The organism is Bacteroides luti (assembly GCF_900128905.1).
Classification (GTDB): domain Bacteria; phylum Bacteroidota; class Bacteroidia; order Bacteroidales; family Bacteroidaceae; genus Bacteroides; species Bacteroides luti.
This window is the reverse complement of sequence record NZ_FQTV01000001.1, coordinates 20,129-41,310: the sequence shown is the minus strand read 5'-3', so window position 1 is coordinate 41,310 and position 21,182 is coordinate 20,129. Positions and strand designations below refer to the sequence as shown.

Sequence of the window (21,182 nt, the reverse complement as noted above, 5' to 3'; positions counted from 1 at the left end):
TTAAGAACAAGAGATAGCAGACACAACTATGTTTCCAGAAATATCTGGGAGATAAAGATTTCGCTGCTTTACAAATTGCCCAATATATTAAGAACAAGAGATAATGGACAGAACTGAGCTTCAATAAATAATGGAGAAGAGTAAGATTCTGTTATTATATAAATAACTAATTATATTTACATGAGATACGACAGACAAACAATGCTACCCGAAATAGGCGAAGATGGTCAGGAAAAGCTTAGAAAAGCTTCAGTTTTATTAGTGGGTGTAGGCGGCTTGGGCTCTCCAATCGCTCTTTATCTTACAGCAGCCGGAATAGGAACACTGGGGATAATGGATAGTGATATTGTGAGCCTTACCAATCTGCAACGACAAGTATTCTATACAGAAAGCGAGCTTGATAAAGTAAAAACTGAGTGTGCCCATAAAAGACTTAGCGCTTTAAACAGTGAAGTAAACATCCAATCCTATCCGTACAAGTTGACAAAAGAAAATGCCGATGAGATTATCAGCAAATACGATCTTGTAGTAGACGGATGCGACAACTTCCCTACCCGATACCTGATCAATGACACTTGTGTTAAGCTCGGCAAGCCCTATGTGTACGGAGCAATATTCGGTCTGCAAGGGCAAGTCTCGGTCTTCAATCACAAAAGTGGAAAGACATACCGCGATCTTTTCCCCGATGAAGAAGAGATGTTGGCCATGCCTCCACTTTCCAAAGGCGTTATGGGCGTAACACCGGCCGTAACAGGAAGCGTAGAAGCATCGGAGGTCATAAAGCTAATCTGCGGATATGGCGAACTACTCGACGGCAAGCTGTGGACCATTGATTTACGCACCATGGAGACAAATATTATTGCATTGTAAAAATAATACTACTCTATATTATTGCAATTGTTATTCATATAACCTACTTTTGTATGGAAAATATTTTATATCATTTTTACAACGCACTATAGATTATCTGAAAACAATTTTAAATTATGAAGAAAATATTATTGCTATTCATTTCATGTGCATTATTGCCATCATGCTGCACACTATTCACTAGTTCTGACCAAAGCATCACATTTGCAGGACCAGAAGGAACTAAAATTTACGACACCTATACCAATATAAAAATTGCCGAAATTGGTGAATCAAAGATGGTAACGGTAAGAATTAAGAAAAAGGTAGAGAGCAAAACCTTGATAGCCAAGAAAGAAGGCTACAGACCATCTCCTCTATTGCTGGAATCTACATTTAATCCAACAACTCTCTGGAATATTTTATTCTGGCCAGGATTTATAGTTGATTTCGGAACTCAGAAAATAAGTAAATGGGACAATACATATATCAATATTGATTTAGAAAAAGATCCAAGAAGCACTCAGCAATTATAAATAATATGAAACAGGCTCAACATCTTAAATTAAGGTGTTGAGCCTGTTTTTATGTTATTTTCATTGAGCATATCTTAATAGGTTGAACTATAATAGAAGGAATGCGCCAATAATATTTTGATTTAATCATCAAATGACTAGCTTTGCGCACATTTTTTTAAGAATTTGAAACTTATTGCCGTTACTGCTCCTCACTTTTTTTGTTGAAGAGGATAAAATTATTACTGAGTTATTTGAAGAAGGACTGAATATACTCATTATTTGGAGGTATGAGATGCCAGAACATCTAAATATTTTTTCGCAGCCTCTAGTTGAGCATCTGTATTTGTATCTTTGTTTTCTACGTAAATATCTGGTTTTATGCCTATGCCGTGATGTTGAGATCCGTCTCTGTTTAAGAATTTAGCAAATGTCATTGAAAATGATGCAAAGGGCAATTTAAAATGAGGCGTATCTCCATTGCAACCTGCTGTATTCTCTCCTATAAGGATACCTAATTTATAATTCTTGATTATATCTATCACCGTTTCCATAAAACTCATTGAAACCGAATTAACTAAAAATACACAAGGCACAGTTATTTTCTCGTTGACTGGCAATGAATATTGAAACTTCTTTGAATAGTCTTTATTCATTGCTGACGTTGAAGGAGCTATAAACCATTTTTCCGTGGGTTTAGGAACAGGATTAATGTGATTGGGAAAATAGTAATGTACTTCATAAAGATTCCCTAAAGAAAGAATTGAATCTGTGATATTAGCTAAAATGCTGAATACATCTGTAGTTGGATAACCTCTCATATCAAAAATAACCCCTTTGCCCTTGTTTATCTCTGGAATATAGGCTTTAAACTTTTCGTAACTGATTAATTGAGGATCTTTCAGATTAATATAATATTTATTCCCATCAAAACATTTAATAAATTCTTTATCGGCAACAAAAGCAGGTCTAAACATATTTATTTTTACAGCCACATCTGATTCTTTTCCTTTAGAGTTCTTTATAGTCAGATTTAAAACAGAATCTCTTGCATAACTACTAAAAATCTCATAGGAAGAAGTAAGCTTTGTTAATCCACTTTCTAAAGTTGAGTAGGATAAGTTATTCAATTTCCCTTTTATAAAAGATTCGACTTCTATATTATTAATCTTAATAATCCTATCTCCTCTGTGAATAACAGAGTCGTAGGGTGCAAGCATATTCTTTATTAGCAATTTATTGTCCAGAATCACAGTCTCAATTCCAGGAAATCTTTTTGTTGAGAATGCTCCTAGCACGTTAAAGTTCAAATAAACATGGCTATCTTTTACTAAGTTCATCATGTTGCATACTAAATAGTAATAACTAGTAGAATTATTACTATTTGCTATTTTATTAAAATAGTCTTTATATGACTTACTCCAGGTAACATCAAGTTTATCTTCAAAATAATACGGATAAAAATGCTGAACGATATTGCAACGCATAATTTCATTTGCAATTCGTGCAAAAGGTTCTGATGCCAGTAAATAATACATAGATTTCTCATCCCATCTATTTTTACAAGAATCTATTAAACTGGTTAGTTGTTCACTTCTCTTTGGCAATTCTGATAAAGCAATAGGAAAAGAAACCGCTAATCGGGGATTAATAATGAATGTATATAATGAATCCGGTTTAGGATATTCCGCGGAATACGCGCTTATTTCTTTTATTTCGCTATTAAATTCTCTATTATCGAGCATACTACGTTCCTGTATATAAAAAGATCCGGAAGAATAACGCTTCGGCTTTGAGAAGTTATTATTTATGATAAGATCAGGACATAAAGGAGAAAACAGTTGATATATTTTCTGATTAAAATCTTTTTCCGACTTGCAACCCTCTATTTCTTTTATGGAATAAATGAGAAAGTTAAACCAGTCGAGATCCTTCAAATTATCATTAGGATAGAAATAACGTACATAACCATAAACATCAGACAAGGCACATAAACGATTTTTGAAGTCTTCCGTTAGCTCTTTTTTCTTCCACTCTTTTATTGCAGGATTAGCACTATAACAGTTAGAAATATTCAAAAATAGTAAGAAAGAAAAAAGAATGAAAGATCTGTTTATTGCCCGATTTACTATTCTCATAATTATAGAATTTACAAGATTATTTTTTTGGTTCTTCTTAAATATATAGCATCCTCTAATGCTGATATTTGATAAATATAAAATCAATCAAATCATCATCAAATGTATAAATAAAAAATACGCAAACAAAAAATCAGTGTATTTTTATTTATAATAATACATCCATCCAATTAAAGGTAATAAATCTAATAATTAAATGAGTAAGTATATTTAGAATTGAAGAATGAGTATCTTTTTATTATCTTATATGAGTACCATTTTCTTGTATAACCTTCCAACCATTATCAAACTTTTTAAAGACAAACGTCCAGCAGCCATTATTCAAAATAGTATCGCCACTTACCATTAAAAATTTACTCTTAAACTCAGTTGTACATGTGGCTGCTGTTTTCGACAACACATAAACATACATTGCAACAAGTCTTGCTTCCGTAAACCTTTGAATACCGGCAAAGCTAGACTTCATATGTTCGTTGTAACTGGAATAACTTGTGTATTGTATTTTTCCGTCACCGCCCATTACGTAACCTTCTTTGTTGGCCCTCATTCCTGTATGAGTATTATAATTCAGGGTATTTGGATTGAAAAAATCCGTTACTATAGTTTCTATTTCACCTTTTATCTTTTCTCTTTCTTTATCAGTAACTTCATCTTTGCATAAAGTTCTGCATGATATTGAGAAAAAGACCATTACAATAAGAATAACAAAAGAACTCAAGTACTTTTTCATATCATTAAGTATTAGGATTTACAAAGAAAGTTTTAAAGCTATTCTCTTCAACTTCGTAACCACTATTATAAAACAAACCAGATATTCTTTTTCTCATGTTAGTTCTATAATTTACACTAACAAATTTTGTTTGCTTGTTTTAAGTACAGACATTATATTCATAATTAAGGAATCAACAAATATCCTTTTAATTTAGTCCTTAAATGACTACCTTTGCGCACATTTTTTTAATTATGAAACTAATAGCCGTTACTACTCCATATTTTTTTGTTGAAGAGGATAAAATTATTACTGAGTTATTTGAGGAAGGACTGGATATACTCCATTTAAGAAAACCCGAAACTTGTGCAATGTATTCAGAACGCTTGCTAAAGCTTATCCCTGAAAAATATCACAAGAAGATTGTTACTCACGAACATTTCTATATGAAAGAAGAATTTGGGCTGATGGGTATTCATCTGAACTCCAGAAATTCCAAGGAACCGGAAGATTACGAAGGACATGTAAGTTGTTCATGTCACTCTATAGAGGAAGTAAAACAAAAGAAAGAGTTTTATGATTATGTGTTTATGAGTCCGGTTTTCGATAGTATTTCAAAAGAGGGATATAACTCTCAATACACTCCCGAAGAATTAAGAAAAGCTGCAAAAGATGGTATTATAGATAATAATGTAGTAGCATTAGGAGGCATTACTGCCGATAATATTCTGCAAATAAAGGATTTTGGATTTGGTGGTGCCGCCTTACTTGGAGACATCTGGGGCAAATTTGATTTCTGTAATGACGAGAATTATTTAGCAATAATAAAACATTTCAGAAAATTAAAAGAAATTGCAGATTAAAACCAATCTGCCTAAAACAAAAAAGAAGGGGAATTATTTAAATAATCTCCTTCTTTCCAATTTCACAGTGTGATACACAACAGATGTATATCTTATTTTTCTGCAAATAACTCTCTTTCTTTTTCATTGTAAATAGTCAGATTAACGATGCTTACGAATTTTTTGTACTGAGCTTCTGATAAAATAGCTCTTGCATTTCCCAAATTAAAGAATATTGCTTTTGTAGAAGCTTCCTCTTCTGTAGCTCCTTTTGCAGTAGCACGCTCCATTCTTCTTTCTCCTTCACTAAATACATACTTCAGAGTTTCTTTTTGCTCTGCATCTGTCTTAAGGAAATTTGCGATTCCATTAAGGGTACTTTCGTCGTTTAACGTGTAAACACACTTACTTGAACTAACAGGACTACCTGCAAACGTTGCTGTTCCAAAACCTAATACAGCTAACATAAAAACTGATAAACGTTTCATAATTTAAAATTTTAATTAAACATATACCTAAAAAAACAGAGAATACCCGAACTTATGTATTCATGGTATTCTCTGTCTCTTAAGGTTTTTATCTTTTGATGATGCAAACATACGAATATGTTTTATAACATGCAAACATTTTAGAAGAAATGTTTTATAACATATTATTTTTCTTGTTTTATATATCTATTAATTATAGACAATTGGTTTCCTTTTGAAAGAATAATATATTATTTTTAATATTAAAATACCAAATAAAAGATCTTTATGACACGCATTAAATACATTTACATATCATAAATACATTTTTATTCAAATTAATATTTCATTTAGATTATTTCATTCATATTACATTTTATATCTAAATTCTAATTTTGCTCTTGGCAGATCGCAATATTATTGAAGTAAATGGGAAGAGACTCAATATTTATCACAATTCAAATATCCGACAAAGACAAACTATTAACGCCTCATTCAAACAACCAGATAAAATTTAGCTTTAAAAGTCTTGTTAAGATTATGATAGCAGACAACAAAAACCAAGAAAACAAGTTTTCCTTAAGTTTAAAAGAGCATGAAGAATTCAATAGACTTGCATTAGCTGCAGTAAGATCTTTAGCCGGAAATTCGGGTATAATAACAGTGAAAGTAAAATCACCTGGATTGAAAGATAGTAGTATTAGGATTACAAGTAAATTGAAACAAGAATAGCAAACTATAGATATTAGGAGAATTGAGATTCAACCACAGATTATCGAGGTGTTATTCGGATAGGGAAGTAAAGATGGACTTATAAGCAAAAAAAGAAGGAGATACTAATTTATAGACTCCTTCTCTGTACTATTGCATATATATTTAATAACATACCTTGATAAAAGCTATTAATTCATCTTGTTATTAATCATTGTAAGATTAATAAGTCCTACGAATTTAACATATTGATCTCTTGATAAAATCTGCTTAGCATTACCTAAGTTAAAATATACAGCCTTTTCTGTTGCTTCATCTACAGAGGCACCATTTTTTGCAGCCTTATCCATAACTTTTGTTGCTTCACCAAATACATATTCCAATGCATCCTTTTGTTCAAAACCTACCTGCAAGAAAGAAGCTATTTTATCAAATGTTTTTGCCTCATTCATTTTATAAATAAAACTATTTGAGAAAGCTTCACTATTGTTGTTTCCTGCAAATGTTGTTGCTCCAAAACCTAAGACGGCAACTAATAAAACTACTAATCTTTTCATACCTTAAAAAATTAATTATTAAACAATCTTTCTTAAAAAAAAGCAGAGAATACCCTGTTTTTCGTGTATTCTCTGCTTAAAGTCTTCTTTTTCCTATTGATGATGCAAACATACAAATATGTTTTATAACATACAAATCAATTAACATTTTATGTTATAAAACATACAATAACAACTTTTCGAAACCTTATTTAACAATAAGAGGACTCCCCGACCAAGGGAATCCTCTATAAAGTACTGCAAAATTAAAATGCTAAAACAACTAACTAACTTCTATAAACCAACTATTTTATTCTTCTATAGCTGCCTGAGCCGCTGCTAATCTAGCAATAGGCACGCGGAATGGTGAACAGCTAACATAATTCAAACCAACTCTGTGACAGAACTTAACTGAAGATGGTTCACCTCCATGCTCTCCACAGATACCACATTTCAAGTCAGGACGAACAGAGCGACCTTTCTCTGTAGCCATTCTCACCAACTGACCTACTCCATTCTGATCAAGAACTTGGAATGGATCGACTTGCAAAATCTTCTTTTCTAAATATATAGGTAAGAATGAAGCAACATCATCACGAGAATATCCAAAGGTCATTTGAGTAAGATCGTTTGTTCCGAATGAGAAGAATTCCGCACCTTGAGCAATACGCTCTGCTGTTAATGCGGCACGAGGAATCTCAATCATTGTACCAACTTTATAATCAATGCTATCTCCCATTTCCGCGAACAAAGCTGCAGCTTCTTCACGAATAACATTTTCCTGTTCTTTAAACTCAGGCAATAAACCTGTAAGCGGAACCATGATTTCCGGGAATGTTTCTACTCCTTCTTTCTTTAATTCGAGTGCAGCACCAAGAATAGCGCGGGTTTGCATACGTGTAATTTCAGGATATGTATTCCCTAAACGGCAGCCACGGTGTCCCAACATCGGGTTCTGTTCGTGAAGAGCTTCCACACGTTGTTGAATATGCTTAAATGAAACACCCATAGCATCCGCCATTTCCTGCTGACCTTTTTCATCGTGAGGAACAAATTCATGTAAAGGAGGATCTAGCAAACGAACAGTAACAGGACAGCCTTCCATTGCTTTAAAGATACCTTTAAAGTCTGCTTTCTGATAAGGAAGAATTTTAGCTAAAGCAATTTTTCTGCCTTCTTCATTCTCAGCAAGAATCATTTCACGCATAGCTTTTATCTTCTCGCCTTCGAAGAACATGTGTTCTGTACGGCAAAGTCCAATACCGATTGCTCCAAACTTACGTGCAACTTCGGCATCATGAGGAGTATCAGCATTTGTTCTGACTTTCATTCTGGTATATTTGTCTGCCAAAGCCATCAAATCTGCAAAATCTCCTGAAAGTTCAGCAGCTCTGGTTGCAACCTTACCCTCATAGACTTCTCCTGTTGAACCATTTATTGAGATATAATCTCCTTCTTTTAAAGTAACTCCTCCAACTTCCAGAGTTCTTGATTTATAATCGATACTCAATGCACCTGCACCCGACACGCAACATTTACCCATACCACGAGCAACAACTGCTGCATGAGATGTCATACCTCCACGAGCTGTAAGAATACCTTGAGCAACAGCCATACCAGCAAGATCTTCTGGGGATGTTTCTATACGAACCATCACAACCTTATGACCATCGGCATGCCATTTAGCTGCATCATCTGCAAAGAATACAATTTGACCTGTAGCAGCACCCGGGGAAGCTGGCAAACCTTTAGCAATAACTTTGGCATTCTTAAGGGCAGCTTTATCAAATACAGGGTGAAGTAGTTCATCTAGTTTATTTGGTTCAACACGTTTCAATGCTGTTTTTTCATCAATCATACCTTGACGGAGCAAGTCCATAGCAATCTTAACCATAGCGGCACCGGTACGTTTACCATTTCTAGTCTGAAGGAACCAAAGTTTACCTTCCTGAACAGTAAATTCCATATCCTGCATATCACGATAATGGTTTTCAAGTCTAGTCTGGATTTCATCAAGTTCTTTATAAATTTCAGGCATTGCCTCTTCCATAGAAGGATATTTTGCAGCACGCACGTCTTCTGGAATACCAGCTAGTTCAGCCCAACGTTGAGAACCAATTTTGGTAATTTGTTGTGGTGTACGTATACCGGCTACTACATCTTCGCCCTGAGCATTAATCAAATATTCACCATTGAAAAGATCTTCACCAGTACCAGCATCTCTTGAGAAGCAAACACCCGTTGCAGAAGTTTCACCCATATTACCGAACACCATAGCCTGTACACTTACTGCTGTTCCCCATTCGGCAGGAATACCTTCCATCTTTCTATATAAGATAGCACGTTCATTCATCCATGAATCAAATACTGCACAAATTGCGCCCCATAATTGTTCGTATGCGCAAGTCGGGAAATCGTGACCAGTTTGTTTCTTAACGGCTTCTTTAAATTTCTTAACCAGAACTTTCAAGTCTTCCACTTCAAGTTCATTATCAAGCTTTACTCCTTTTGATTCTTTTACTTCCTCAATAATTGCTTCGAAAGGATCAATATCTTCTTTATTAGTAGGCTTCATACCAAGAACCACGTCTCCATACATTTGTACGAAACGACGGTATGAATCCCATGCAAAACGAGCGTTGCCTGTCTTACGGGTAAGACCTTCAACTACTTCATCATTCAAACCTAAATTCAGAATAGTATCCATCATACCTGGCATTGAAGCACGAGCACCTGAACGTACAGAAACCAACAATGGATTTTCAACATCTCCAAACTTTGATTTCATTAATGCTTCAACTTTAGCTACTGATTTCTCAACGTCTTCCTTTAATAAGTCAACAACTTTATCGCGTCCTAGTTCGTAGTATTCTGAACAAACTTCTGTAGTAATAGTAAAACCTGGAGGTACGGGTACGCCAATAAGGTTCATCTCTGCCAGGTTGGCGCCTTTGCCACCCAATAAGTTTTTCATCTCGGCCTTACCTTCTGCTTGACCGTTACCAAAGGTATAAACTCTTTTCTTATCCATAAAAGTATTAAATTAAAGTACAAGTGTGTGTTTTTTTCTGACTACAAAACTAATTATATTTTAGAGAAATGAAAACTTTTTATGAAAAATATACAAAGTGATAGCGATTTTTGTTTGCTATTACACCTTTTAATGAAATGTATGACTAATTAATCAGTCAAAAAGTGTATTTTTGTGCCATTATTTTAAACTCATACAAAAGTGTCGCGTAAAACTAAAGATCTTCCTATCTTAGAAAAGGTAACAATAACAGATGTGGCTGCTGAGGGCAAAGCCATTGCAAAGGTAAACGACTGGGTAGTATTTGTACCATATGTGGTACCAGGTGATGTAGTAGATCTGAAAATCAGAAAGAGAAAACATCATTATGCAGAAGCAGAAGCTGTACATTTCCATGAATATTCGCCTGTAAGAGCAACTCCATTTTGTGAGCATTATGGTATATGCGGTGGCTGCAAATGGCAATGTTTGCCATACGAAGAGCAAATTAAATATAAAGAGAAACAAGTTGTAGACAATCTTACCCGCATCGGAAAAATCGAAATGCCTCAGGTGTCTCCTATTCTTGGCTCTGAAAAGACAACGTTTTATCGTAATAAACTGGAATATACTTTTTCAAATAAACGATGGCTTACAAGAGAAGAAGTTGAGAAAGAAGTCACATACGAGCACATGGATGCCGTAGGATTTCATATTCCGGGAGCTTTTGACAAAGTTCTTGCCATTGAAAAATGCTGGTTACAGGATGATATCTCTAATAAGATAAGAAATGCAGTGAGAGATTATGCCTATGAGCATAATTACACTTTCTTTAATCTAAGAAGCCAGGATGGAATGTTGCGTAACTTAATAATACGAACTTCATCCACCGGAGAATTAATGGTTATTCTTGTTTGCAAGATTGTTGAAGATCACGAAATGGACTTATTTAAGGACTTATTAGCATTCATTGCTGATAAATTTCCTGAAATATCATCACTGCTATATGTTATAAACAATAAATGCAATGATACTATTACTGATCAGGAAGTTCTTGTATTTAAAGGTAACGATCATATCTTTGAAGAAATGGAAGGGCTTAAATTCAAAATTGGACCAAAGTCTTTCTACCAGACAAACTCTGAGCAAGCATACAACCTATATAAGATAGCACGTAACTTTGCTGGTCTTACCGGCAATGAACTTGTATACGACTTATATACAGGAACCGGAACAATTGCAAACTTCGTTTCAAAACAAGCAAAGCAGGTTATCGGTATTGAATACGTACCTGAAGCTATTGAAGATGCCAAAGTTAACTCAGACATTAACGGAATAGAGAATACATTATTCTTTGCCGGAGATATGAAGGATATGCTTACGCAGGACTTTATTAATCAATATGGACGTCCGGATGTAATTATCACTGACCCTCCACGTGCAGGTATGCATCAGGATGTTATTGACGTTATTCTTTTTGCCGAACCTAAACGCATTGTTTACGTAAGTTGCAATCCGGCTACACAGGCAAGAGACCTTTCTTTGTTAGATGTAAAATACAAATTAACAGCAATTCAACCGGTAGATATGTTCCCACATACACACCATGTTGAGAATGTTGTTTTACTTGAAAAGAGATAAATAAAATCCCGAAATGAATAAAAGAAAAAGAAGTACGCCGGCAGAACGCGCAAAGGCTAACATGAATGTTTTAAAAGTAAATGAGCCCTGCGAGCTAATGGCGTTCCTAATGACTAAATTCAGTGGCATAAGTCGCACTGCAGCAAAATCTTTATTATCAAAACGTCAGGTGATGGTTGATAATAAAATTACTACTCAGTACAACTTTGAGTTACAGCCTGGGATGAAGGTTACTGTAAGCAAAGAAAAAAATAAAAAGGAGTTTACCAGCAGTTTAATAAAATTGGTTTATGAAGACCCTTACATCCTTGTAGTAGAGAAAAGAGAAGGACTTCTTTCTATTGGTACTGACAAACAGAAAGAACGCACAGCTCATTCTATTCTGAATGAATATGTACAACGTTCAGGAAAACAACATCGGGTTTATATTGTTCACAGACTGGATAAAGACACTTCCGGATTAATGGTTTTTGCCAAAGATGAAAAAACAAAGTTCACTTTGCAGGATTATTGGGATGAGATTGTAAAAGATAGACGTTACGTAGCAGCTTTATCAGGAGAGATTGAAAAAGATTTCGGAACAATTACTTCATGGTTGAAAGATAATAAGGTATATGTTACCTATTCGAGCATGAGTAATAATGGAGGAGATAAGGCCATTACACATTATAAGACTATAAAGCGTGCCAATGGTTATTCGCTTGTAGAGCTGGAACTGGAAACCGGAAGAAAAAATCAGATTCGTGTTCATATGCAGGATATACATCATCCGGTATTAGGTGATGTAAAATATGGAGATGGCAATAATCCTCTTGGAAGATTAGCGCTTCACGCTTTTAAGCTTTGCTTTTATCATCCGGTAACAGGTGATTTACTAGAGTTTGAGACTCCTTATCCAAGTTCGTTCAAAAAGCTTTTTATCAAACAAGCACCTGTTCAGAAAGAAGAAAAATCTAAATAATAAATATTTAGTTTCTAGATTGAACTTTTTATTTAAAGCATTGTTTATTAAATTAAACAATGCTTTTTATTTATCATAGATTCTTCAAACTCATATTTAGGCCTAACCAGACTTTACAAAAACCTAACCAGTTAAACAAAGAGGACTTTCTTTTTACAGAAAGTCCTCTTATTATTATTACAATAGGAATTGTTCTATTACATGGGCTACTCCATCTTCTTCATTAGAAAGAGTAATAAAATCAGCTTGTTCTTTCACTGCCAGCTGAGCATTAGCCATAGCCACTCCTAGTCCGGCAAACCGTATCATCGACAAATCATTAAAGCCATCGCCGCAGGCAATCATTTCATTCGCAGTCATGCCTAATTTATCCAATAAAATACTTAGTGACTGTGCTTTATCTATTCCGTTTGGAACTAATTCAAGAAAGAAAGGTTCAGAACGATAAACGCCCATAGAGCCCTTTAGATGCTCATTCATTTCCTTTTCCAATATGACTAATTGCTCAGGATCTCCGGTTATTAAACATTTTGCTACCGGAAAATCAACAAACGACAGAAAATTATCTACCTTCTTAATTTTCATCTTATTAAGAAAAGCTTCCTTGTGCACATATATATCATCAGGCTTTTCAGTTATAATATACTCATCCTGATACGTAATAATTGCCAGATCATTTCTGTTAGCACAATCGTACAAATAAGGAATAACCTGAGGGTCAAGCAATCTTGCATGAAGTAGATCTTTTGTTTTCCAGTCTATAATTTCTCCCCCATTATAAGAAAGAATATAACCTCCGCGTGCATCCAGATTCAACTCGTCCGCTAAAGGAACAATACCATAAGTCGGTCTGCCTGAAGCAAGTACAATTTTCACTCCATTCTCCTGAGCTTTTAATAAAGCCTCTTTTGTCTTTTGCGTTATTTTCTTTTGTGAATTAGTCAGAGTTCCGTCAAGATCGAGTACTAAGAGCTTATACATGTCTGATTAAATATTTTCGTTTATAAAAGTTACATAACTTCCATCGAGTTTTCCCGATAAATAATCGTTTCTTACCCAAACGTTATCGAAATAGAGAACAACATTTTTTCCATAATTCAATACCAGACATTCATGGTTTTCATTATACCAGCTCCAGCTTAAATTATAAGATTCAGTTTTAGCAACCGTACTCAATGGATTTCCATTTATATCCATATTATTATAGATATAAACTTCTTGGGCATCCCCATCATAATCAAAAATTATTTTATGGGTACAATAGTAATGATCGGTAGTTGCATATGTCTCTACCCAGGTTTTTGAACATAAATCTTCTGTAGTGTTATATCCCACCTCATCATCATTTATGGTACAAGCTGTAAAGCCAAATGTTACTACCATCAGAAGTAAAAGCTTAAAATAAGTTTCTTTTTTCATACATCATTAAATTTTGTGGCTAGTTAATATTTCATTGTTATTTTTAAATTTCAATATAGTGTAACAAAAGTGAATAAAGAAAATTCTTCTTAACAAGGATAATCCCCATTGTTAGATAGGGAAAGTCCTAATTTGAAAATCGGGTGCAAAGGTACATCTTTTAAACTGTTCTTAAAAGGTGAAATCTTTAAAAAGTGTATCTTTGCAAGATAACTTAATATTAGATATATGGAATTGACTTTATTAATTGTTTGTACTGTTTTATTGCTCCTCATTCTTGTAATACTATTGAGCAAAGGTAAAAGCAAAGAAGATACCGACCGGATAGAAGTTTCTATCAAAGAACAAAATAATCGTTTGGAAAGTATTATCAGAGAACAAAATATTCGTTTGGAGACGGTTTTAAGAGAACAGTCTCATGAAAACCGTGACGAACTAGGCAAATCTATACGCGAATTCCGTACAGAAATAACCACTACCCTAAACACGTCAATTCAACAGATGCAGGATGCGCTCCATAAGAATATGTTGACCGGTAACGAACTTCAGAAAGAGAAGTTTGAAGCTATGGGTAAAACTCAGGAAGCACTTATACAATCTACTGAAAAAAGATTGGATGAGATGCGCTTGGTTGTAGAAGAAAAACTTCAAAAGACACTGAACGAACGTATTGGCCAGTCTTTCGAGATTGTCCGCAACCAGCTTGAGAACGTTCAGAAAGGTCTGGGCGAAATGAAATCTCTGGCTCAAGATGTAGGTGGATTAAAGAAGGTACTGACCAACGTTAAGATGCGCGGAACATTTGGAGAAGTACAATTAGGAGCTTTATTGGAACAAATGATGAGTCCCGAGCAATACGATGCTAATGTTAAGACCAAGAAGAGCGGTACTGAATTTGTTGAATTTGCTATCAAGCTTCCAGGGAAAGATGATGCAAATTCAACTGTTTATCTACCTATTGATGCTAAGTTCCCTAAAGATGTGTACGAGCAATACTATGATGCATTTGAGGCTGGCGATACAGCTTTAATTGAAGCATCATCCAAACAACTTGAAATTACCATTAAGAAAATGGCAAAAGATATTCATGACAAGTATATTGATCCTCCGTTTACAACAGACTTTGCCATTATGTTTCTTCCTTTTGAAAGCATCTATGCAGAAGTTATCCGCAGAACATCATTAGTAGAGACCTTACAAAAGGATTTCAAGATTGTAGTTACCGGACCAACTACGCTTGGGGCTATACTTAACAGCTTACAGATGGGATTCCGCACGCTGGCTATTCAAAAGAGAACAGGTGAAGTGTGGAGTGTTCTTGGTGCTGTAAAGACAGAGTTCAGCAAGTTTGGCGGGTTACTGGAGAAGGTTCAGAAGAATATTCAGACTGCAGGAGATCAGCTTGAAGAAGTTATGGGCAAACGTACTCGTGCTATTGAAAGACGCTTAAAACAGGTTGAAGCTTTACCAGTCGAAGAGTCACAAAAGATTCTTCCTCTTGTGGATATGGATGATGATGAATAATAAACCCAAACAACAGGTTTTTAAGCACAAAGTATCTATATGTAGATATCGACGGCGATGAAAAATAGAATCTTCTAAAAGTATCAATCGGAATAATTAAAATCTCAATAATTGAAAAAAGGTCATTAAGCTCGAAAAAACTTAATGACCTTTTTTATTATTGAATATGTAGGTAGTAGCGCTCTGCTATCTGCCTTCATTGCTTCTTAAATGACCTTTTTTTATTATTGAATGTAAAGCTTATAAATGCTTTTATTCATTATCATCTGAATACTCTTTTTTAGGGAGAACCTTATGCAGATATAAATAACCTAACAATCCAGCAATTACGGTTCCTCCAATAATACCTAGCTTTGCCTGGTTCAATAAAACAGATTCTGCATTTCCAAAAGAAAGAGTGGCAATGAACAGTGCAACAGTAAAGCCAACACCTCCTAACATAGATACACCAGCCAGATTCTTCCAATTCATACCTTCAGGCATCTTAGATATCTTCAGTTTAATGGTCATCCATGTAAATGAGAATATTCCTATGAACTTACCCAAAACAAGTCCTAAAGCAACAGCAAAGGTTACACTTCCAAGAACATCTCCTTCTGCACCAGCAAGTACAACACCGGCATTGGCAAAAGCAAAAACAGGCATAATGAAGTAGTTTACGGCCCCCTGCAGAGAATCTTCCATTGATTGTAAAGGTGAAATAACGTGATCGGAAGAAGACTCTATACTTTTAAGTCTTTCTAGCTGATCTTGTTCCAATATTATAGAATCATTATTGGAAACAGGAAACGAGTGGATATTCTCGCGGATTCGTTCAATATACTTACCTATTTTAATATGCGGTCTGGAAGGAATCGTAAATGCAACCAGCACCCCTGCTATCGTACTATGAATACCTGACTGAAGAAATAAGTACCAAACTACAATACCCAGAAAAACATAAAATCCTTTATTTACAACCTCAAGCTTAATGTTTGCCCAAAGCATAAATGCAAGGATAGCACCTGCTATAAGTAAATATCCAAATTGAAGATGTGTAGCATAAAATAGTGCAATAACAATAATACCACCAATATCATCGGCAACAGCGAAGGTAGTAAGAAATATCTTCAGACTTAAAGGTACACGTTTACCCAGCAATCCTAAAACACCCAAAGAGAAAGCAATATCAGTTGCCATCGGTATAGCTATACCATTACTTTCGGGAGCTTGTGGAGCAATACAGAAATATGTAATTACAGGAATAATCATACCCCCGCATGCAGCAATAATAGGCAATAAAGCCTGACGCAGGTTTGAGAGTTCACCAACCAATGTTTCGCGCTTAATTTCCAATCCCACAGAAAAGAAAAAGATTGCCATTAACGCATCATTAATGAATGTAGATATTGACATTGGCTCTCCGTTGTGACTGAAGAGATTAAAACTGCCAATCTGCAAAGATACGGGATAATCTAGAATAGAAAGATAAGTATCACTCCATGGTGAGTTGGCCACAATCATAGCTAGAACAGCTACAACCATGAGCACTATTCCACCGTTTACATGATGCTTTATAAAGCTATTAAAAGAGTATGCAAGCGGTTTAATCATGATATTACAATTTTTATAAAGTGATCAGAGCTTTTATTTCATCTTTTAAGAGGTGAAACAAAAGCTCCAAATTTAATCTAGTTTCAATACAGCAAGGAAAGCTTTCTGAGGAACTTCCACATTTCCTATCTGCTTCATTCTCTTCTTTCCCTTCTTCTGCTTTTCAAGCAATTTACGCTTTCTACTGATATCACCACCGTAACACTTGGCAGTTACATCTTTTCGAACCGCCTTTATCGTTTCACGAGAGATAATCTTAGCACCGATTGCTGCCTGAATTGCTATATCAAATTGCTGTCTAGGTATCAGTTCTTTTAATTTCTCACACATTCGTTTACCCAAATCGTAGGCATTGTCCACATGTGTAAGAGTAGAAAGAGCATCCACAGGTTCACCGTTAAGCAGGATATCCAATTTAATCAATTTGGAAGGACGGAAGCCCGATTGATGATAATCGAACGATGCATAACCTTTTGATATACTTTTCAGCTTATCGTAGAAGTCGATCACAATTTCACCCAACGGCATATCATAATGAATCTCCATACGATTACCAGAGATATATTCCTGTTTAGTCAGCTCACCACGTTTACCCAGACAAAGAGTCATGATAGGGCCAATATAATCGGTCTTGGTAATAACCGAAGCTTTAATATATGGTTCGTCAATGTGATCAATCAATGTAGGATCGGGCATTCCACCGGGATTGTGAACCTCGGTCATAACACCTTGCTTATCGTAAATCTGGTAAGATACGTTTGGAACTGTAGTGATTACATTCATATCAAACTCACGATCCAAGCGTTCCTGAACAATCTCCATGTGAAGCAATCCAAGGAATCCGCAACGGAATCCAAAACCTAACGCCAATGAACTCTCTGGCTGGAATGTAAGAGAAGCATCATTCAACTGTAATTTCTCCAAAGAAGCACGAAGGTCTTCAAAGTCTTCAGCTTCGATAGGATAAACTCCCGCGAAGACCATTGGTTTAACTTCTTCGAATCCAGAAATAGCCTTAGCACATGGGCGGGCAATGTGAGTGATAGTATCTCCCACCTTCACTTCTTTTGAAGTTTTGATACCGGAAATAATATACCCCACGTCTCCTGTACGAAGCTCTTTTCTAGGAATCATATCCATCTTCAACACACCAATCTCATCTGCTGCATATTCTTTTCCTGTATTAAAGAATTTTACCTTATCACCTGCGCGGATTACTCCATTGGTAATCTTGAAGTAAGCGATGATACCTCGGAAAGAATTAAATACAGAGTCAAAAATAAGTGCTTGCAGCGGCGCCTCTTCATCACCAACCGGGCAAGGAACACGTTCTATGATAGCTTCCAGAATTTCTTCCACGCCCATACCAGTCTTTCCTGATGCACGAATAATGGAAGATCTGTCCACTCCAAGTAATTCAACGATTTCATCTTCTACTTCCTCCGGCATGGCACTAGCCATATCGCATTTATTGATCACCGGGATAATTTCCAGATTATGATCAATAGCCATATAAAGATTGGAAATAGTCTGTGCCTGCACTCCCTGAGAAGCATCTACAATAAGCAAAGCTCCTTCACAAGCCGCAATTGAGCGGGAAACTTCGTAAGAAAAGTCCACGTGTCCCGGAGTATCAATCAGGTTAAGAATATATTTTTCGCCTTTATACAAATATTCCATCTGTATAGCGTGACTTTTAATGGTAATTCCCCTTTCCTTTTCCAGGTCCATATCATCAAGCATCTGGCCGCCTGTAACCTGAATTGTCTTTGTATATTCAAGCAGTCTGTCAGCCAAAGTGGATTTACCATGGTCAATATGTGCAATAATGCAAAAGTTACGTATATTCTTCATCAGTTTGTTTTATCATTAATATAATGTGCAAAGATATACAAATGAGGGAAAATAAAAAAATGCGCTGGCAACATATTAAAACGTGCCAGCGCATTTTTTATAATTCAGCTATTAACTTTCTTACTTCAAAGCAACAAATAGATCGTTTTCAATTTCTTTAATAGAAACTTTATCTTCTCTTAGTAACCATCCGAAACCTAAATAAAGATCTTTGTCTACTAACTTAGTTGCCTTCTTAATTTGTTTTACTGTTAAACCTTCAGTGCCGTTCAATGCATTCCAAATTTGTCCTGCAATAATTCCTGCTTTTTCTTTCAACATTTTGAAAATACTTTTAGTTAAACATATATTTACTCAAACAAATCATCCTTTAGTGTGATTTATTTAGTGCACAAATATATACATTTTTATGTTATATAGCACTTTAAATAGAATATTTTTAATAAAAATGTAACATTTTTAGCCTAATAGCTTACCTTTTTTTGAGTTTCAAGATATTCTGCCCATATCCTTGCTGCTTCCTCAACTATTTTTACGCATGGGCGTTTAGCATAATATTGTGCAGTTCGTTCCTCTGGAGTAGACTCTATTGGATCACATTTCTTCAGCCCCAATAACTCACCACAGTTTATAGAACCCATACGATTCTTGAATATAGCCGCCAAATCCTGTACCAATTTATAATTAGCAGCTTTCCCTTCTTTATCCTTAGGATCAGTGGTTCCGGTTTGGAGTCCGGCCAGCAGAAATATTCCACAGGCAGCTCCGCAGGTTTCTCTCATTCGCCCTATTCCTCCACCAAAAGAAGAAGCCATTTTCAAAGCCTGTTCTTCGGTAAATCCATATAAATCGGCAAAGGCTGCTACCACAGATTGAGAACAATTATATCCGCTTTTAAAGAGCTCTACTGCTCTCTTTACTCTATCTTCCATCATATTTTTAAAGTGTTACTATATATTATTATATTCTCTTGTACAAAAGATTGTTTTCTTCTGTACAAAAGAATTAATTGTTCTGTACAGAAGAATTAATTCTTTTGTACAAGATATTATAAACTAATAACCAATTATTGTAGAAATCAGGAGCCATACATTCAAAGCAGACACCGTTGCCGCAATAAAATAAAGCACAAACGTGTTCCACCTTCCATTAGCATATTTACCCATTACCTTTTTTGATGAAGTAAGACTCACCTGCAAAAAGACCGTAAAAGGAAGTTGAAGGCTCAATACCATCTGCGAAATAATCAATCCTTTGAATGGGTTTGAAATAAAGCAGATCAGTAAAAATGCCACACCCAGAGAAATAATAACCCCCAAACGAGAGTGACTATCCTTTATGTGGTAAGATTCTCCGAAAATACCTGCAAAGATGGAACCGGCAGCCATTCCGCTTGTGATGGTTGAGGAAACACCTGCCATAAGCAATGCCAAAGCAAAAATTATAGCAGCATTACTTCCTAACAGCGGCTCTAATAACGATTTTGCTTGTTGAAGTTCTGTAACTTCTGTTTTGGTTTTAAAAAATGTTGCAGCAGCAAGAAGTATCATAGCACTATTTATGGCCCATCCTGCAATCATTGAGAACAGTGTATCGTAAAGCTCGTACTTCAAGACTTTCCTGATTGAGGCATCATCCTGTTTATTGTATTCATGACTCTGAATCACTTCTGAATGCAAATAAAGGTTATGAGGCATTACTACAGCCCCTAACACACTCATCACAATAAGAACACTACCCTGAGGGAAACTCGGTACCACCCATCCTTTCGCGGCTGTTGGCCAGTCAATCTCTACAAGTAGAAGCTCATAGATAAAAGAAAGTCCGATAACCGAAACAAAAGCAATAATGGAACGTTCAATCTTCTTGTATGAATTAGTGAGCAGCATTATAAACACAAACGCAGTAACCAGAATTGAGCCCCATATTATTGGAACATCAAGCAGCATTTGCAATGCGATTGCTCCACCCAGAATTTCAGCCAAGGAAGTAGAAACAGAAGCCATAACAGCAGTCCCCAGAATGGGACGCGAAATCCATTTTGGTGTATACTGAGTAGCTGCCTCCGAAAGGCAAAGGCCTGTAACAATTCCCAAGTGAGCCACATTATGCTGAAGGACAATCAACATTATCGTTGAAAGAGTTACTACCCACAACAACGAATATCCAAACCCAGACCCGGCAGCAAAATTAGAAGCCCAGTTCCCTGGGTCAATAAATCCGACTGTTACCAATAATCCGGGACCAATATATTTTAAAATGTCAAGACCACCTAAATAGCGTTTATGATCTTTACGTTTCAGATCTTTTAAAAAATTAATCATAAGCATGTATTATTTTATGTTATGACAAAGATAATGATTAAAAATATGTGTTGTTCTTGTTCTGTTCATAATTATGGCTTATCTTAGTA

At 35.5% G+C, this 21,182-nt stretch carries 19 protein-coding genes and 1 pseudogene; 8 read left to right on the top strand and 12 right to left on the bottom strand.

Annotated elements, in window-relative coordinates; translation table 11 throughout:
* The first annotated feature begins 180 nt into the window (after positions 1-180).
* From BUC21_RS00175 to BUC21_RS16245, 3 genes and pseudogenes are all read left to right on the top strand, one after another.
* On the top strand, positions 181-870 hold the full coding sequence (locus BUC21_RS00175; protein ID WP_073398491.1) for a HesA/MoeB/ThiF family protein: 690 nt from the start codon (positions 181-183) through the stop codon (positions 868-870).
* Positions 871-986: 116 nt separating this feature from the next.
* Positions 987-1,385, top strand: a complete 399-nt coding sequence (locus tag BUC21_RS00170; protein WP_073398489.1) for a hypothetical protein — start codon at positions 987-989, stop codon at positions 1,383-1,385.
* A gap of 165 nt (positions 1,386-1,550) precedes the next feature.
* Positions 1,551-1,665: pseudogene (locus tag BUC21_RS16245) on the top strand (thiamine phosphate synthase); the annotation flags it as partial.
* Here BUC21_RS16245 and BUC21_RS16540 read toward each other — a convergent pair.
* Positions 1,643-2,020 (bottom strand): S41 family peptidase, encoded by a 378-nt coding sequence (locus BUC21_RS16540; RefSeq protein ID WP_245797043.1) that lies wholly within the window; start codon positions 2,018-2,020, stop codon positions 1,643-1,645. The pseudogene BUC21_RS16245 and the gene BUC21_RS16540 sit on opposite strands and share 23 nt — an antisense overlap.
* A 1,720-nt stretch (positions 2,021-3,740) precedes the next feature.
* Positions 3,741-4,232: a hypothetical protein gene (locus tag BUC21_RS00160; RefSeq protein WP_073398485.1), complete on the bottom strand. Its 492-nt coding sequence runs from the start codon at positions 4,230-4,232 to the stop codon at positions 3,741-3,743.
* 233 nt (positions 4,233-4,465) lie between these two features.
* On the opposite strand from BUC21_RS00160, the gene BUC21_RS00155 reads away from it, so the two are divergent.
* Positions 4,466-5,074, top strand: a complete 609-nt coding sequence (locus BUC21_RS00155) for a thiamine phosphate synthase (RefSeq protein ID WP_073398483.1) — start codon at positions 4,466-4,468, stop codon at positions 5,072-5,074.
* A gap of 92 nt (positions 5,075-5,166) precedes the next feature.
* Here BUC21_RS00155 and BUC21_RS00150 read toward each other — a convergent pair whose 3' ends face one another.
* Complete coding sequence (locus BUC21_RS00150; RefSeq protein WP_073398481.1) at positions 5,167-5,541, bottom strand: hypothetical protein; 375 nt, start codon at positions 5,539-5,541, stop codon at positions 5,167-5,169.
* 408 nt (positions 5,542-5,949) lie between these two features.
* Between BUC21_RS00150 and BUC21_RS00145 the strand changes: the two genes are divergently transcribed.
* On the top strand, positions 5,950-6,252 hold the full coding sequence (locus BUC21_RS00145; RefSeq protein ID WP_073398479.1) for a hypothetical protein: 303 nt from the start codon (positions 5,950-5,952) through the stop codon (positions 6,250-6,252).
* A gap of 170 nt (positions 6,253-6,422) precedes the next feature.
* Here the strand turns inward: BUC21_RS00145 and BUC21_RS00140 are convergent, their stop codons facing one another.
* Both BUC21_RS00140 and ppdK read right to left on the bottom strand, forming a co-directional pair.
* On the bottom strand, positions 6,423-6,788 hold the full coding sequence (locus BUC21_RS00140; protein WP_073398477.1) for a hypothetical protein: 366 nt from the start codon (positions 6,786-6,788) through the stop codon (positions 6,423-6,425).
* Between the two features lie 289 nt (positions 6,789-7,077).
* Complete coding sequence (gene ppdK, locus BUC21_RS00135) at positions 7,078-9,798, bottom strand: pyruvate, phosphate dikinase (RefSeq protein ID WP_073398476.1); 2,721 nt, start codon at positions 9,796-9,798, stop codon at positions 7,078-7,080.
* 201 nt (positions 9,799-9,999) lie between these two features.
* Between ppdK and rlmD the strand changes: the two genes are divergently transcribed.
* Both rlmD and BUC21_RS00125 read left to right on the top strand, forming a co-directional pair.
* Positions 10,000-11,418: a 23S rRNA (uracil(1939)-C(5))-methyltransferase RlmD gene (gene rlmD, locus BUC21_RS00130; RefSeq protein WP_073398474.1), complete on the top strand. Its 1,419-nt coding sequence runs from the start codon at positions 10,000-10,002 to the stop codon at positions 11,416-11,418.
* A gap of 13 nt (positions 11,419-11,431) precedes the next feature.
* Positions 11,432-12,379, top strand: coding sequence for an RluA family pseudouridine synthase (locus BUC21_RS00125; RefSeq protein ID WP_073398472.1), 948 nt, complete (start codon positions 11,432-11,434; stop codon positions 12,377-12,379).
* Between the two features lie 177 nt (positions 12,380-12,556).
* Here BUC21_RS00125 and BUC21_RS00120 read toward each other — a convergent pair whose 3' ends face one another.
* Positions 12,557-13,360: a Cof-type HAD-IIB family hydrolase gene (locus BUC21_RS00120; protein WP_073398471.1), complete on the bottom strand. Its 804-nt coding sequence runs from the start codon at positions 13,358-13,360 to the stop codon at positions 12,557-12,559.
* Between the two features lie 6 nt (positions 13,361-13,366).
* On the bottom strand, positions 13,367-13,798 hold the full coding sequence (locus tag BUC21_RS00115) for a hypothetical protein (RefSeq protein ID WP_073398469.1): 432 nt from the start codon (positions 13,796-13,798) through the stop codon (positions 13,367-13,369).
* 228 nt (positions 13,799-14,026) lie between these two features.
* Here BUC21_RS00115 and BUC21_RS00110 point away from each other — a divergent pair, with 228 nt between their 5' ends.
* On the top strand, positions 14,027-15,322 hold the full coding sequence (locus BUC21_RS00110) for a DNA recombination protein RmuC (RefSeq protein WP_073398467.1): 1,296 nt from the start codon (positions 14,027-14,029) through the stop codon (positions 15,320-15,322).
* A 252-nt stretch (positions 15,323-15,574) separates the two neighbouring features.
* On the opposite strand, the gene nhaA is transcribed toward BUC21_RS00110, so the two are convergent.
* The 5 genes from nhaA to BUC21_RS00085 all read right to left on the bottom strand — a co-directional run bounded on the left by nhaA (position 15,575) and on the right by BUC21_RS00085 (position 21,093).
* Complete coding sequence (nhaA, locus tag BUC21_RS00105; RefSeq protein WP_073398465.1) at positions 15,575-16,915, bottom strand: Na+/H+ antiporter NhaA; 1,341 nt, start codon at positions 16,913-16,915, stop codon at positions 15,575-15,577.
* Positions 16,916-16,987: 72 nt separating this feature from the next.
* On the bottom strand, positions 16,988-18,769 hold the full coding sequence (gene lepA, locus BUC21_RS00100) for a translation elongation factor 4 (protein ID WP_073398463.1): 1,782 nt from the start codon (positions 18,767-18,769) through the stop codon (positions 16,988-16,990).
* 120 nt (positions 18,770-18,889) lie between these two features.
* A complete protein-coding gene (locus tag BUC21_RS00095) occupies positions 18,890-19,090 on the bottom strand; it encodes a winged helix-turn-helix domain-containing protein (protein ID WP_073398461.1) in 201 nt (66 codons plus the stop codon).
* Positions 19,091-19,233: 143 nt separating this feature from the next.
* Positions 19,234-19,701 carry a C-GCAxxG-C-C family protein gene (locus BUC21_RS00090; protein ID WP_073398801.1) on the bottom strand — a complete coding sequence of 156 codons (468 nt, stop codon included), beginning with the start codon at positions 19,699-19,701 and terminating at the stop codon, positions 19,234-19,236.
* A gap of 123 nt (positions 19,702-19,824) precedes the next feature.
* A complete protein-coding gene (locus tag BUC21_RS00085) occupies positions 19,825-21,093 on the bottom strand; it encodes an Nramp family divalent metal transporter (protein WP_073398800.1) in 1,269 nt (422 codons plus the stop codon).
* Positions 21,094-21,182: the final 89 nt, after the last annotated feature.